General features: G+C 47.6%; 12 protein-coding genes. 9 read left to right on the top strand and 3 right to left on the bottom strand.

Annotation, left to right across the window (positions count from 1 at the left end):
* Positions 1-32 precede the first annotated feature (32 nt).
* The 4 genes from BM318_RS08385 (at position 33) to BM318_RS08370 (ending at position 3883) form a co-directional block, all read left to right on the top strand.
* Positions 33-224, top strand: a complete 192-nt coding sequence (locus BM318_RS08385) for a hypothetical protein (protein WP_143099945.1) — start codon at positions 33-35, stop codon at positions 222-224.
* Positions 225-339: 115 nt separating this feature from the next.
* The gene (locus BM318_RS08380; protein WP_177218284.1) at positions 340-2403 is read left to right on the top strand and encodes a tetratricopeptide repeat-containing sensor histidine kinase; all 2064 of its coding nucleotides are present in this window, start codon (positions 340-342) and stop codon (positions 2401-2403) included.
* 25 nt (positions 2404-2428) lie between these two features.
* Positions 2429-3103, top strand: coding sequence for a response regulator (locus BM318_RS08375; protein WP_092983438.1), 675 nt, complete (start codon positions 2429-2431; stop codon positions 3101-3103).
* A gap of 138 nt (positions 3104-3241) precedes the next feature.
* Complete coding sequence (locus tag BM318_RS08370; protein WP_092982182.1) at positions 3242-3883, top strand: hypothetical protein; 642 nt, start codon at positions 3242-3244, stop codon at positions 3881-3883.
* 9 nt (positions 3884-3892) lie between these two features.
* Here the strand turns inward: BM318_RS08370 and glyA are convergent, their stop codons facing one another.
* Positions 3893-5164: a serine hydroxymethyltransferase gene (glyA, locus tag BM318_RS08365; protein ID WP_092982181.1), complete on the bottom strand. Its 1272-nt coding sequence runs from the start codon at positions 5162-5164 to the stop codon at positions 3893-3895.
* A 109-nt stretch (positions 5165-5273) separates the two neighbouring features.
* Here glyA and fahA point away from each other — a divergent pair, with 109 nt between their 5' ends.
* Both fahA and BM318_RS08355 read left to right on the top strand, forming a co-directional pair.
* The gene (gene fahA, locus BM318_RS08360) at positions 5274-6551 is read left to right on the top strand and encodes a fumarylacetoacetase (RefSeq protein ID WP_092982180.1); all 1278 of its coding nucleotides are present in this window, start codon (positions 5274-5276) and stop codon (positions 6549-6551) included.
* Positions 6552-6685: 134 nt separating this feature from the next.
* The gene (locus tag BM318_RS08355; protein ID WP_092983436.1) at positions 6686-7873 is read left to right on the top strand and encodes a hypothetical protein; all 1188 of its coding nucleotides are present in this window, start codon (positions 6686-6688) and stop codon (positions 7871-7873) included.
* Positions 7874-7963: 90 nt separating this feature from the next.
* Here BM318_RS08355 and ytxJ read toward each other — a convergent pair whose 3' ends face one another.
* Positions 7964-8329: a bacillithiol system redox-active protein YtxJ gene (gene ytxJ / locus BM318_RS08350; RefSeq protein ID WP_092982179.1), complete on the bottom strand. Its 366-nt coding sequence runs from the start codon at positions 8327-8329 to the stop codon at positions 7964-7966.
* Positions 8330-8437: 108 nt separating this feature from the next.
* Here ytxJ and clpB point away from each other — a divergent pair, with 108 nt between their 5' ends.
* Positions 8438-11035, top strand: coding sequence for an ATP-dependent chaperone ClpB (gene clpB / locus BM318_RS08345; protein WP_092982178.1), 2598 nt, complete (start codon positions 8438-8440; stop codon positions 11033-11035).
* Positions 11036-11168: 133 nt separating this feature from the next.
* The gene (locus BM318_RS08340; protein ID WP_092982177.1) at positions 11169-11765 is read left to right on the top strand and encodes a TetR/AcrR family transcriptional regulator; all 597 of its coding nucleotides are present in this window, start codon (positions 11169-11171) and stop codon (positions 11763-11765) included.
* A 41-nt stretch (positions 11766-11806) separates the two neighbouring features.
* Here BM318_RS08340 and BM318_RS08335 read toward each other — a convergent pair whose 3' ends face one another.
* Entirely contained in the window at positions 11807-13240 is a 1434-nt protein-coding gene (locus BM318_RS08335; protein WP_092982176.1) for a PorP/SprF family type IX secretion system membrane protein, read from the bottom strand.
* Between the two features lie 100 nt (positions 13241-13340).
* Here BM318_RS08335 and BM318_RS08330 point away from each other — a divergent pair, with 100 nt between their 5' ends.
* Positions 13341-13886, top strand: a complete 546-nt coding sequence (locus BM318_RS08330; RefSeq protein WP_092983434.1) for a SixA phosphatase family protein — start codon at positions 13341-13343, stop codon at positions 13884-13886.
* Positions 13887-13892 lie beyond the last annotated feature (6 nt).

Below are 13892 nucleotides of genomic sequence, written 5' to 3'. Positions count from 1 at the left end.
GCATTATGAAAAAAGTTTTAAGCCTATTAGCAATGATCACATTTGTCTTCGCAATGACGGCATGTGAAAATGACGCAGCAGCCGATGAAGAACAACTCTATCAGGCGGTTTGCACCGATTGTACTGATGTAGACGAGGATTCCGTTTGTACAGACTGTACAGATGTTGACGAAGATTCTGTTTGTACCGACTGCACAGACGTGGATGAGGATGATGATAATTAATAACCCTTGAATGCTGTTAATTCCTATATCAAGGATTTAACTCCATAATTAAGATAAACATGAAAGCCTTGCATGATGCAGGGCTTTTCGTTATTTTAATGAAACTATGATCCGAATGAATCTTGGAATAAGGACCATTCTGAGCCTGACGATATCTTTCGTGGTTTTTAGCAGTTGTGAGGAGCAGACTACAACAGCGGAAGGCTCCATAAATTTGCAGGGAGAAGTAGTTCTTAAAAGGATCGATAGCGTACTGGAAAGCAGCCCGGATAAACCTGAAGCAATTGTCCGGTTATTAAAATCTGTGCCTAAAACGGATACCGTTTTTATCGGATATTATGAAGGTTTATTGGACCACCTCAACCCCGTTGGAGATTCCAGTATCTACAGACGAGTTCTATCCGATTGGGAAGAAAATGCGTTGGACAAAAAAGATACCGTTGCCAGGGCAGCGGCCTACAGCGCCTGGTATACGTTATACCGCAGAAACAATGTAATGGATTCGGCGTATTTATCGGCGAATAGTTCCTACACCCTTTCCCTTAAATCCGATGATCCCTTCGCGATTGCCTCCAGTCTTCAAAAGAGGGCTGTTGCTGAATACTATTTACACGATTATTATACGTCCCAGAATACAATTATAACGGCCTTACGTTATCTCGAGAATTTAGATACTGAGGAGGCGAACAAGCGAAAAATATTTTGCTACAATATGCTGGGCACCACAGCAAATGCTTTGAAAAATCACCAACAGGCCATAGACTTCCGCTTAAAGGCCCTGGAATTAATCGAGGATAAGAGCTTTGCCAACCGGAGTTACTACAGCATCCTAAACAACCTTGGCTACTCCGCATATGAAATGCAGGATTACGAACAGGCTATGCAATATTTTCATGGCGTAACGGATTATGATTCCTTGAGAATATTGGAGCCGGCATTGTACGCCCGGAGCTTGGTGAATCTGGGGCTCACCGAATTAGCGAACAACAAAAAAGACTCCATAGAATATCGATATAAACAGGCGCTACAGATTCGGGATTCCTTAAATGCAGAGCGGAGCATGCCGAGGAGTTATTACTTTCTGGCTGAGTATTACTGGGCTGAACAAGACACTGCAAAAGCACTGGAGTACGTGCATTACGCTACCGAAAAGGCTAATGAACTGGGGGAACTGGATGCCTTGCAGGACATCATGATACTGGAAGCTCAAATCGAACCTGAAAAGGCGCCGGCGTTAATGGTGAGCCTGGATAGCTTAAAAGAGCAACTGGCTATAAATGAACGGCAAATCCAGGACAAATTTGCACGTGTACGGTTTAATACCGACGCATATATTGCCGAGAACGAAAACCTAGAGCGAAGACAGTTAATGTATATTGGTATATTGGCTGGGGTATTGCTCTTGGGCACCTCAGTTTTTATCATAATTTCCCAACGCGTACGCAATCAGAAATTGCGGTTCGAAAAAAAGCAACAGGAAACCAATGAAGAGATCTTTAACCTGATGCTGACTCAAAACGAAAAAATAGAGGAGAGTAAGAAAAACGAACAAAAGCGCATTTCTGAAGATCTGCATGATGGGGTTTTGGGGGAAATGAACGGCATTCGCATGGTCCTGCTGGGCCTCAATGAAAAATCGGATGAGGCTTCGCAATCTTTGCGGAAACAAGCGATTACCAAGTTACAAACAGTACAGGAGGAAATACGTACGATTTCGCATCAGTTGAACGATTCGGCTTACGAAAAATTCCATAATTTTATTGTATCCCTGGAGGAGCTGTTGGAAGAGTTTTGTACCGCTGCAGGCCTGGAATACGAGATGCATTTTGATAAAGACTGCGATTGGGATAACCTCCCTGGATTGATTAAAATCAATACCTATCGGATCGTTCAGGAATGTATTCAAAATACCGTTAAACACGCCCAGGCCAGCCGGGTAACCCTTACCCTCGGAGCCTTTGGCAGTTATTGTGAAATACGCATCAAAGATGATGGCGTAGGATTCGAGACCGGCAAGGGAAAGCGGGGTATTGGGCAAAAGAATATCAAATCCCGGGTAAAGAAAATGAATGGCCAATGGGAGATTCATTCCACGCCCGGTCAGGGTACGGAGGTAATCCTGAAAGTCCCTTCTGGAATAACTGAAAATGAGGTCAAATTTGCCCCGGCAGATCGCTAAGCAAGGGCAATTAAAAGAGTAGATGATGGAGCAGTTGAGAATGCTGGCGGTTGATGACCATGAAATGACTACGCTGGGATATAAATTTATCCTGGAGGACACCCAATTCAATGACTTTGAGGTCCAAATGGATATGGCCAAATCCTATGAGGAGGCTGTAGATAAGCTAGAACGCTCCATAAAGACCATCCCCTACGGAATTCTTTTGCTCGATATTCAGCTAAGTGCCAATACCAATTCCGACATAAAGAATAAAACGGGAGAAGATATCGGTATTCTGGCTCGTGAAATCAGCCCGGAAACCCGAATTGTATTTATGTCTTCCTTTAGTGATAATTACCGCATTAACAGCATAATGCAAACGGTTGATCCCGAGGGCTACATGGTGAAATCGGAAATCGACCAGCGGTCTTTGCAGGCTATGGTGGAGACGGTTATGAAAAATCCGCCGTATTACACTCAAAAGGCCCTGGTGGCTATTCGTAAAAAAATGGCTAATTCCATCCCCCTGGACGAAAACGACAAGCAAATTCTCTATCTCCTCTCGGTTGGCACCAAAACCAAGGATATGATAAAGCATATTAGCCTTTCCCTACCGAGTATTGAAAGCCGAAAGCGGCAGATTAAATCGCTTTTTGGCATCGAAAAAGAGAACGATCAGGCCCTGATCACCGAAGCTCGAAATCGTGGCTTTATCTAAGTAACCTCCCCTGCAATCGCCTTATTAACACCCTATTCACCACAAAAACCATAGAAAATCTAAGGGTTTTATATAGTTGACCTTGAAGAATTCCTCCTAGCTTTGATTGATGTCTGTCATATGCTAGAATGAATTCCTATGAACGAGCGTCAGAATTCAGAACAAGTTACACAAGCCCTTATTTCCCAACCCCGGATCGAAGGCCTGCCCGCATTGAAGTGTTTTATTGAGCGTGTTGGCTTCGGGAAACTACAGGTTCAACAATTAGTTGGTCCCTACAATGATATTGGACTGGTCCTTCATCTGGACTCCCCCCTATCCCTGAATCAATTGCTGGAATATTACAACGGTGAAGATTCCACCTGGGGACAGCCGCATCGCGACAGCAAACATGTATTCCTGGAATTAACCCAACATCTGGATCTGATGTCCCTCTCAAATGGTAAGGACACGGATATTGAAGAACTTACAGTGAGTTTTAGCGATTGCCAGTTGGTATTGCAGAAAAGCCACTCCCGCAGTGTTTCGGATATCTGGCAAAATACGTTTAGCCTGCTACGAAAACATTACGACAACCTAAGCCATGAGATCCTTGGTTTCCCCTCGGAAATATTTCCTTCCGTTTACGGGATGAACGAAGATTCGGACCAGGTCGAAAACCTCCCGGATGCCGGTTTCTGGTCGCTCTACTACGAATGCGATGACAGGGCCTGGATTTATGATCTCAAAAGCCGCACCCTACAGGTAGAGGAAGTTCAGTTTTTGAATACTTCCAAATAAGATTCCTCCTTAAGCAAAGAGCGGACGATCTTGCATCAGGGCGTTTACTGCCTTGCGAACAGAAGCGCTTACTGCTTCAGAATCCGGATTTTGAATAATCTGATCGATTAGCTCCACTACGGTTTCCATATCGGCTTCCTTTAGGCCACGTGTGGTAATGGCGGCCGTTCCGAAACGGATACCTGAGGTAACAAATGGGCTCTGCGTGTCAAAAGGAACCATGTTCTTATTGGCGGTAATATCAGCCGCCTCGAGCGCCTTCTCCGCATCCTTCCCCGTAATATTCTTATTGCGTAAGTCTATGAGCATCATGTGGTTATCCGTACCCCCTGAAATCAATTGGTAGTCACGGGCAACGAAGGCAGCGGCCATTGCCTTGGCATTCTTTTGAACCTGGATAATGTAATGCAGGAATTCATCGGTCAGTGCCTCACCAAAAGCCACCGCTTTCGCGGCGATGATATGTTCCAGAGGACCTCCCTGGTTTCCTGGAAACACGGCCAGATCTATCAAGGAGGACATCGATCGCAGATTTCCATTCTTTAGTTTAATGCCGAAGGGGTTCTCAAAATCCTCACCCATCAGGATCATCCCGCCTCGTGGACCCCGAAGGGTTTTATGTGTAGTCGTGGTAACGAAATGACAGTGGGGAATAGGATCATTCAGGATTCCTTTAGCGATCAGCCCGGAAGGATGGGAGACATCGGCCAGCAACAGGGCGCCAACACTATCTGCAATCTCCCGAAAGCGGGCAAAATCCATATCTCTGGAATAGGCCGAAGCCCCGGCAATAATCAAATTAGGCTTCTCCTCACTGGCTATCCGGGCAATCTCATCGTAATCCAGTCTTCCGGTTTCCTTATCTACTCCATAGAACACCGGACGGTACAGTTTCCCGGAGAAGTTTACCGGGGAACCATGGGTGAGGTGTCCTCCATGAGCGAGATCAAACCCGAGAATGGTGTCTCCGGGTTTCAGGCAAGCCTGGTAAACCGCTGCATTAGCCTGGCTTCCCGAATGGGGCTGAACATTAGCGTAGACTGCACCAAACAGCGCCTTAGCACGATCTCTGGCCAGATTCTCCACCTGATCGACTACCTGGCATCCGCCGTAATAACGTTTCCCAGGATATCCTTCGGCGTACTTATTGGTCAACACCGAACCGGAGGCTTCCATTACTTGCGGGCTTGTAAAGTTCTCCGAAGCAATTAACTCCAATCCGTTTATCTGACGCTCTTTTTCCTGTTCAATCAGTTCAAAAATTTCGGTGTCTCGACGCATAGTTCTGCCAACTTTTAAATAAGCGCTAAAAGTACAAATTGGACCTGCTTTAACCTTGGAAAATGATATATTTGAATGGAAATTTATCAAAAGACAATTAACAATCCATATGCCCCTTAAAGCCAACGATCCGCAACGTACCTCCTGGATAGAAGTCCCTGCTAATTCCGATTTTCCAATTCAGAATATTCCCTTCGGCGTTTTTCTTACCCGGGACGATGTGATTACCATCGGAACCCGTATCGGTGACACGGCCATTGACCTGGGCGCCATGCACCAGTTAGGATACTTCAGCGACATTCCTCTGACCGATGATATATTCCTGCAGGACACCTTGAACGACTTTATATCTGACGGTAAAAAAACCTGGAGGCTGGTGCGCAACCGAATCGCAGAAGTCTTCGATGCTACGAATGCTGAGCTTCGCGATAATGAAGGACACCGGAATGTTATCCTTTTTTCCCTGGAGGAAATCGAAATGCAGCTTCCGGTCCAAATCGGGGATTATACCGACTTCTACTCCAGTAAGGAGCACGCAACCAATGTAGGCAGTATGTTCCGGGACCCGGATAAAGCACTGATGCCTAACTGGTTACACCTCCCTGTTGGCTACCATGGCAGGAGTTCTACTATAGTGCCCAGTGGCACAGCAATCCGCCGACCTAAGGGGCAAACGATGCCTCCCGGAGCAGATGCTCCGGTATTCGGGCCGTCAAAACGCGTCGACTTTGAATTGGAGATGGCATTCATTACCACCGATGCCAATAAGATGGGCGAACCGATTCCTATTGGAGAAGCCGAGGATTACATTTTTGGTTTGGTGGTTTTTAATGACTGGAGTGCCCGGGATATCCAAAAATGGGAATATGTACCCCTTGGGCCATTTCTCGCTAAAAACTTTGCCTCTTCAATTTCCCCCTGGATTGTAACCCTGGACGCCCTGGAGCCCTTCCGAACCGAAAGTCCCGCTCAGCATCCGGAACCCCTGCCCTATCTGCAACAGCAGGGAGACAGGAGTTTCGATATTCAACTCGAGGTAGACCTGAAACCCCGAAATGGCGTTGCACAAACCATTTGCCGGTCTAATTTCAAGCATATGTACTGGACCATGGCCCAGCAACTGGCGCACCACACCGTTAATGGCTGTAAGGTCAATAGCGGGGACATGATGGGATCGGGAACCATTTCCGGGAAAACGCCTGATTCCTATGGTTCCATGCTCGAATTGAGCTGGGGTGGTAAAAATCCGATTACCCTGGAAAACGGGGAGTCCCGCTCCTTCCTTGAAGATGGAGATACCGTCGTAATGCGCGGATTCTGTGAGAAAGACGGACGCCGGATTGGTTTTGGAGAAGTCCGTACCGAATTACTTGCTGCCCTGCCTTAAGCATAGCGCAAACTTCTTATTTTCAGCGATTTCGACGAGATTATACGAACTTTAATCGAAATTCGTTCTATTCATGATCGGTTTTGGCATGACCCTTGGAACCTGCTACGTTCAAACCCCAAAAGACAACCATCATGAAAAAGACACTACTCTATGTTTCTATCCTGGCCTTGGCGATCTCCTGTGGAGGGGTCAAGAAGACACAGGAAGCCGTTAATACCGGAAATTACCAACAGGCAATAAACCGTGCGATAAGCAATTTGGCCGATAACAAAACCCGTAAGGGGAATCAGGCTTACGTCCTTCTATTGGAGGAGGCCTACGCCAAATACACCTCGCGTGAACTTCAGGAGATCAATTTCCTCGAGCAAGATGGAAATCCTGCCCACCTGGAATCGATCTATAAGAAGTACGGTGCCCTGAAGGATTTACAAAACAGGATCCGCCCGCTTATGCCGCTTCCGGTATATGAGGAAAACAGACAGGCGCGTTTCCAATTCTCGAACTACGATTCTCAGATTCTTTCGACACGGGACGAACTCTCTGATTATTTGTTCCAGAATGCCCGTAACCTCTTTACCAATGCGAGTAGCAAATACGACTACCGCGAGGCATATGATGATTTTGCCTATCTGGAGGAGATTAATCCAGGGTATGGCAACGTCAAAGAGATCATGGAAGAGGCGCACCGACGCGGACAGGATTTCGTTCGGGTAAAAATGATCAATGATACCCAGCAAATCGTTCCTCAGCGCCTGGAAGAGGAATTACTGAATTTCAATACCTATGGGTTGAACGACCTGTGGACTTCCTACCACACCAATCCGTTGGAAGGTGTGGAATATGACTACGAGATGCAACTGGCCTTCCGGAATATCCAAATATCTCCGGAGCAGGTAAGCGAGCGTCAGGTAGTTAAGGAACGCCAGATTAAAGATGGGAAGCAATTCCTGCTCGACGAAGAAGGTAATGTGGTCAAAGACAGTCTTGGGAACAAGATTGAGGTAGATCGCTTCCGAACGGTACGCTGTAATTTCTATCAGTTTACCCAGCAGAAAATTGCTCAGGTTACAGGAAATGTGGATTTCATTGACTTGAGGACCAAGCAATCTGTAAATACCTATCCACTCAGTAGTGAATTCGTATTTCAGCATGTTTATGCCAACTACGATGGAGATCGCAGGGCGCTGGACAATGATTTGGTAGCATTGCTAGACCTGGCCGCTGTTCCATTCCCTTCGGATGAACAAATGGTCTATGATGCCGGAGAGGACCTGAAAGCCCGACTGAAATCGATTATCGCAGGTCAGCGATTCAGATAATTCAGCTATTCATAAAAACAAAACCCGGCCCCAGCGGCCGGGTTTTTTTTATGCTCTTTATAAGCACAAAGGAAATTTATGTTCCTGCAGCTACAAACTCAATTCGCCTATCGCCGAATGGGAGGCGACGGCTTTTACCTGACCGTTTTCAAAAATGAGTACCTGGGGAGATTCATGGCGTACCCCGCTCTTATCGGCTATCATTGCAGACAAACCTCTAAAACTGATTAAATCCAGATAGTAAAAATCGGCCCCTTCTTCGTTTATCCAAATATTCTCAAAGCGCCTGAGCATCATTGACGAGATCCCACAGCGGGTGCTGTGTTTGAATACAACTTGTGGACGATCCGCGCTATCCTGTAGTAACTGCTCCAATTGTTCCTCCTGATTTAATGGCTTCCAGGGGAATACAGGCTTATCTCCTCTTCCGGATTTGAATAGACTTCCAAGCTTCATAAACTGTCCTTTTGTCTGGTAATTTCCATTGAATTACTGTCAAAATGGCTGCTTTCCGAATTGGAAAGGTATTTGCCATCCTTGGGCAGAACGAAGATACCCATTGAAATGAACATAAATAAATTTACTATAAAATCACAGGAGGCCCTCGGGCAGGCACAAGCCCTTGCCCAGGAGCTCGGACACCAGCAAGTAGAAGCTGAGCACATTTACAAGGCGATTACCCTGGTAGATGAGCACGTCCTTCCCTTCCTCCTGAAAAAACTCAATATTAAGCCGGAGGTTACTGCGCAAATCCTGGATAAGGAATTGGAATCTTTCCCCAAAGTTAGCGGCGGAGAGACTATGTTTTCCCGAGAGGCTGGAAATGCCGTGAACGGTGCGGTGAGTATTGCTACAAAAATGGGAGATGAATACGTTTCCCTGGAGCATCTGCTATTGAGTCTGTTTCAAACCAAGTCCAAAATTTCGCGTATCCTCAAGGATCAGGGAATGAATGAAAAGGATCTAAAACAGGCTATAGCGGAGATGCGTAAAGGTAGCAAGGTAACTTCCCAGGGCGCTGAGGAAACCTATAATTCCCTGGAGAAATACGCCAGAAATTTGAACGATTTAGCCGACAAGGGGAAATTGGATCCCGTAATTGGCCGGGACGAGGAAATCCGGCGAATCCTCCAAATCCTCTCCCGAAGGACTAAGAACAACCCCATGCTTGTGGGGGAGCCCGGAACCGGTAAAACAGCCATTGCCGAGGGCCTGGCCCATAGAATCGTTCAGGGCGATGTCCCCGAAAATCTAAAGGATAAAATTATCTACTCCCTGGATATGGGTGCACTGATCGCAGGTGCCAAGTACAAGGGGGAATTCGAAGAACGACTCAAGGCAGTCATCAAGGAAGTTACCGGCTCCGACGGCAATATTGTGCTCTTTATTGACGAAATCCACACCCTGGTGGGTGCCGGAGGTGGTCAGGGAGCCATGGATGCTGCAAATATCCTGAAACCTGCCCTTGCCCGCGGAGAGCTCCGCGCTATTGGAGCTACCACCCTGGATGAATACCAGAAGTACTTTGAAAAGGACAAAGCTCTGGAACGTCGTTTCCAGAAGGTAACTGTGGACGAGCCCGATACCGAAAGTGCCATTTCCATCCTGCGGGGATTGAAAGAAAAATATGAAGCGCACCACAAAGTGCGAATTAAAGACGAAGCAGTAATCGCGGCGGTTCATTTGTCGCAGCGCTACATCACCAATCGATTCCTGCCGGACAAAGCAATTGACCTTATGGATGAAGCGGCTTCCAAGCTGCGAATGGAAATAAATTCCAAGCCTGAGGAACTCGATGCACTGGATCGCCGGATCATGCAATTGGAAATTGAAATCGAAGCTATTAAGCGCGAAAACGATGAAATCAAACTCAAAGCGCTCAATGTTGATCTCGCCAATGCCCGGGAGGAGCGCAACGAAATCTTTGCCCAGTGGGAGCAGGAAAAAGAGGTAGTCGATGCCATCCAAAAAACCAAGCAGGACATTGAAGGTTTTCGCCTCGAGGCCGAACGCGCAGAACGCAATGGAGACTACGGGTTGGTTGCCGAATTGCGCTATGGAAAAATCAAGGAGTCGGAATCCCGTCTGGAATCCCTGCAGCAAACCCTGGCTGAGCAACAGCAGGCCGGGACGCTGATTAAGGAAGAGGTAACCCAGGACGATATTGCTGAAGTGGTTGCGAAGTGGACAGGGATCCCGGTAACAAAAATGCTACAAAGCGAGCGCGATAAACTCCTCCAGCTCGAGGATGTATTGCACAAGCGCGTGGTAGGACAACAGGAGGCCATAGTAGCTGTATCCGATGCTATCCGCAGGAGTCGTGCAGGCTTGCAAGACGCTAAAAGACCGATTGGGTCCTTCCTGTTCCTGGGGACTACCGGGGTAGGAAAAACCGAGCTGGCCAAAACATTGGCCGCTTATCTCTTTGATGATGAGAATGCCATTACGCGCATAGACATGAGTGAGTATCAGGAACGCCATGCGGTGAGCCGGTTGGTGGGTGCCCCTCCAGGTTATGTTGGGTACGACGAAGGCGGACAATTGACCGAAGCGGTGAGGAGACGGCCCTATTCGGTAATCCTTCTCGACGAAATCGAGAAAGCCCACCCCGATACCTTCAATATCCTGTTGCAGGTACTCGATGAAGGACGCCTGACTGACAATAAGGGGCGTGTTGCTGACTTTAAGAACAGCATCATAATTATGACCAGTAATATGGGAAGCTCCATTATTCAGGAGAAGTTTGAGAGTTTTACCGACATTTACAGCGCAACCGAAGCTGCCCGGGTCGAAGTACTGGGGCTGTTGCGTAAGACTATCCGGCCGGAGTTCCTCAACCGTATCGACGATATCATTATGTTCACTCCGCTGAACCAGGAGGACATCCGGGAAGTGGTGCGCTTGCAACTCGATGGAGTGCGCAAGATGCTTGCCGGACAGAATATTACGATCGATGCAACAGATCAGGCAGTGGACTATCTGGCGGCAAAAGGTTTCGATCCCCAATACGGGGCCCGTCCGATAAAGCGATTGATCCAAAAGGAAGTGCTCAACGCGCTCTCCAAGGAAATCCTGGCGGGGAAAATCAGTGCGGAGAGCATTGTGTTGATCGATGCTTTTGAAGATGAATTGGTTTTCAGAAACCAGGGGGAACTGGTCTGAGTCCTCCCGGAACACCAGTAAATCGCAACGAATTAAGGAGAATTACCCCCGACTGTAGTCGGGGGTTTTTATTTTTGTATTCTTTGAACCCTTCCCGTATCTTGTGAGAAATTTGCAGCAAAAGCAAAGCTCAATGACCACCAAAGCCGAAAGGACTACCGCCTTTATTATTGAAACGGTCGCCCCAATCTTCAATCGGCAGGGCTACGTGGGAACGAGTATGAGCGATCTTACCGAGGCTACAGGACTTACTAAAGGAGCACTTTACGGAAATTTCGAAAACAAGGACGATCTCGCCCTTCGTGCCTTTCAGTATAACCGGGATTTGCTTTTAACAGCGCTTCAGGAAGTACTCGACTCAGGAGAGCATGCCATGGAGACTCTAATGGGGCTTACCGAATTCTACAGGCATTACGACACCTTTACCCTAAAAATGGGGGGATGTCCGGTACTCAACGTAGGCGTGGATGCACAATACAACCACCGCCAACTTGCCGCCGCTGCCCGGGAGACTTCCCGAAACATTGAAGGCATGATTGCCCTGGTGCTGGAAAACGGCGCGAAAAAAAATCAGATTAAACTACCGGTGCCGCCGCTGGCCTTTGCCCGACAACTCTACACCATGATTCAGGGCGCTGTAGCTATGGCAACTGTAATGTCCGACCGCAAGTACCTGCTGAATACCATGACCTATCTGGAGTTGCTCCTCAAGCAGGAACTCTCCAAATAATATGCTTCTCGATTTTCGGATTATTGTGCGTTTGAAGTGAATTAGCGCACCCTGAAGATCCACAGATCTCCGTTATATTTCCCGCCAAACTTTGAATTACGCGCCCTTCTGGCCTCCTCTATGGAATCATAACGCCTGAGGTAAACATAGTTGTACTTGTTGGCCTCGCGATAGAAGGATAAGGGTTCAATCCCCTGTTTACGCAGGTCGGCCATAAAGGCATCGAAATATCGTTTGGTGCCAAAGACATTGGCAATCAGGTAATAGCCTGGCTCCAGGCCTGCTTCGCTGACTTCCTGATAGCGCTCCCCTTCTTCGGGTACCACAACCTCTTCACGAGCGAGTCGCGCTTCTTCGGCTTGTTGAATCGAATCCTGAACACGTCGGGCTTCGGCCAATTCAGCCGCTCGGCGCACTGCATCCAGGGAGTCACGCTGGCGTTGCAGGGCCAACTCCTGTGCAGCTTCGGCGCGTTGGATAGAATCCAGGCGTGCTGCAGCGGCCAATTCTTCTTCCGCGGAAGGTTCCTCTTCTTCCTCCACATCGAAACCGACAACCTTCTTGCGACCGTCCAAAGGACCGAGATCCAGGGAAGCCACCAGTTCATAGGTCAGTTCTTCACCTTCCGGCGCATTGTCTGTGGCATACTCCACAATAGCTCCTAAATTGAGTCGCTTGAAGAACTTACCTCCTAATCCTCCTGATGGCCCGTAAAAGGAATTGTATCCGCCTTGCAGCCAGTAACGGGAAGCAGACCAGATCAGGTTAAGGCCGAGTTGTGTATCGTATGTCGGAATACTCTTGACATAAACCATGGGGCGAAAGAAAGTCGGGCTATTGCTATCATTGCCTTCCAGGGGGAAGGTATAGTGCAGCATTCCCCCGATAATCTTTTCGTTTGACTCAGTAACTGCCCCGCTGGTAGTTACATTAAAATCAAAGAGGTTGTCGGAAAACACAGCCAGGCCAAACTGGTCAATGTTTAACTGAATGGCCGGCGATAGTTGCAAAATAAACTGGTCCCGATCGTCTATAAAAGGGGAAATAGGTTCCTCCAGAAATAAAGAGGCGTCGGACAACTCCTGCATAAACCCAAAAAGGTTGGCCCCGAAGGTAATGCTCGAGGTCTCTCCCAGGGGAATATCAAAGGCATAGTGCAGCAAACCTCCTGTTTGCCGGTAAATGGAAGTATTATTTTGAAAGAAACCGCCGCCGTACGCAAAATCCCGGCTGCGCCCTACGTAATTAACCAGGAGGGTAGTCGGGTCGGTATCAGGGGTTTGCCATTGCCAGCGTGTCCAGAATCCAACCTGATGCGGTGTAACCTGATCGGTAGAAAAGGCTGGATTAAAAATGCTGGGATTGGTATATAACAGGTTATGCGAACGCAGATCCGGAGGAAGTTCCACGGCATCCTGACCAAATAAACCTGGTGCGATTCCCGCCAGCAGTAAAGCCAGAAACCTGAATTTCATATAGTGTCTTAGAATATTTCCCGACTTCCAAAATACTATATTTGCGCTAAGGCAGTTTAGGTAGAAGCCAGGCTAACAAATGTACACAAACCACGATATTATGAAAACTTTTCATACGCTTATCTTAGGAATTGCACTGCTATTTGTCGTTTCCTGTAAGGATGAGCCTACAGAATCTATCGATACTTCAGCTCAGGAAGTAACTACTTTTTATCTGATTCGGCATGCCGAAAAAGATCGCTCAAATCCCGACAACATTGACCCTGAACTTACCCAGCGGGGACTGGGAAGGGCTATGCACTGGGCGGAGATCCTCGCCGATGCCTCTTTAGATGCGATCTATACTACCGATTACCGCCGGACTGAGATGACCGCAGAGCCTTCTGCCGTTAAATACGGTCTTTCTACGACCTATTACGACCCGGAAACCTTGAATATCGATGCTTTCCTGGCCGAAAACTACGGGAAAAATGTGCTGGTGGTTGGGCATAGTAATACTACTCCCGACCTGGTAAACAAACTGATCGGGGACGATCGCTTTGCATCCATGGACGATTCGGATAATGGAAGTCTGTTTATTGTACAACGGATCGGTGAGAAAGCGACAGTAAACCGGCTGCACTTCAGCTGTAACTGCCCGGAATAGTTCGCG

This window comes from Robiginitalea myxolifaciens (genome assembly GCF_900115205.1).
GTDB lineage: Bacteria > Bacteroidota > Bacteroidia > Flavobacteriales > Flavobacteriaceae > Robiginitalea > Robiginitalea myxolifaciens.
Note: the sequence above shows the minus strand (reverse complement) of the source record. Positions and strands in the feature narration are given on the sequence as shown.

Bases quoted from the DNA above. Each gene is read 5' to 3' on its own strand.
- BM318_RS08385 (WP_143099945.1), top strand. From the start codon at position 33: ATGATCACATTTGTCTTCGCAATGACGGCATGTGAAAATGACGCAGCA.
- BM318_RS08335 (WP_092982176.1), bottom strand. From the start codon at position 13,240: ATGAAATTCAGGTTTCTGGCTTTACTGCTGGCGGGAATCGCACCAGGT.
- BM318_RS08355 (WP_092983436.1), top strand. From the start codon at position 6,686: ATGAAAAAGACACTACTCTATGTTTCTATCCTGGCCTTGGCGATCTCC.
- clpB (WP_092982178.1), top strand. From the start codon at position 8,438: ATGAACATAAATAAATTTACTATAAAATCACAGGAGGCCCTCGGGCAG.
- glyA (WP_092982181.1), bottom strand. From the start codon at position 5,164: ATGCGTCGAGACACCGAAATTTTTGAACTGATTGAACAGGAAAAAGAG.
- BM318_RS08370 (WP_092982182.1), top strand. From the start codon at position 3,242: ATGAACGAGCGTCAGAATTCAGAACAAGTTACACAAGCCCTTATTTCC.
- BM318_RS08330 (WP_092983434.1), top strand. From the start codon at position 13,341: ATGAAAACTTTTCATACGCTTATCTTAGGAATTGCACTGCTATTTGTC.
- BM318_RS08340 (WP_092982177.1), top strand. From the start codon at position 11,169: ATGACCACCAAAGCCGAAAGGACTACCGCCTTTATTATTGAAACGGTC.
- ytxJ (WP_092982179.1), bottom strand. From the start codon at position 8,329: ATGAAGCTTGGAAGTCTATTCAAATCCGGAAGAGGAGATAAGCCTGTA.
- fahA (WP_092982180.1), top strand. From the start codon at position 5,274: ATGCCCCTTAAAGCCAACGATCCGCAACGTACCTCCTGGATAGAAGTC.
- BM318_RS08380 (WP_177218284.1), top strand. From the start codon at position 340: ATGAATCTTGGAATAAGGACCATTCTGAGCCTGACGATATCTTTCGTG.
- BM318_RS08375 (WP_092983438.1), top strand. From the start codon at position 2,429: ATGGAGCAGTTGAGAATGCTGGCGGTTGATGACCATGAAATGACTACG.